General features: G+C 70.1%; 1 protein-coding gene. It reads right to left on the bottom strand.

What is annotated here, in order from left to right; all coding sequences use genetic code 11:
- Positions 1-559 (bottom strand): carbohydrate binding domain-containing protein (locus C1I98_RS39595; protein ID WP_306461959.1); only part of this gene is annotated, 559 nt, incomplete at both ends.

Genomic DNA, 559 nt, shown 5'->3' with positions numbered 1-559 from the left:
GGTGGGGGTCGGCGTCACCGTGGGGGTCACGGTCGGAGTGACCGTGGGCGTCGGGCCGCCGGGGCCGTCGAAGGTGATGTCGTCGGCGTAGTAGGTGCCCTGGCCGTACCAGCCGTGCAGGTACACCACGGCGGAGGTCTGGTTCGCGCCGGAGGCGAAGGAGATGTTGATCTGCGTGTAGCCGTTCGCCGAGGAGGCCCAGCGGGACTGGCCGCCGTTCACGCCGAAGTAGACGTAGTTGCCTCGGACCCAGGCGCTCAGGTTGTAGGTGGTGCTGGGTCGTACGCTCACCGTCTGGCTGCACCGGGCGATCTCGGAGCCGTTGGCCGCGCCGGAGAGCGCGCCGCTGCCGGTCCTCGCCGGGGTGTTGACCACCGAGCCGGCGTTGCCCGTGCAGGTCCAGGGGGACAGGCTGCCGGACTCGAACCCGGGGTTGGAGAGCAGGTTGTCGGCGTAGGCCACCGACCTCTGGGTGATCATTACGACGGCCGCCAGCAGCAGCGAGGAGAGCAGCGCCAGCAGGCGGAGGGTGGTGCGCTTGATGGGGGGTGTCATGGGG

It is taken from the genome of Spongiactinospora gelatinilytica, assembly GCF_003236385.1.
GTDB classification, from domain to species: domain Bacteria; phylum Actinomycetota; class Actinomycetes; order Streptosporangiales; family Streptosporangiaceae; genus Spongiactinospora; species Spongiactinospora gelatinilytica.
The sequence above is the reverse complement of the archived record's forward strand: the minus strand, read 5'-3'. Positions and strand labels throughout refer to the sequence as shown.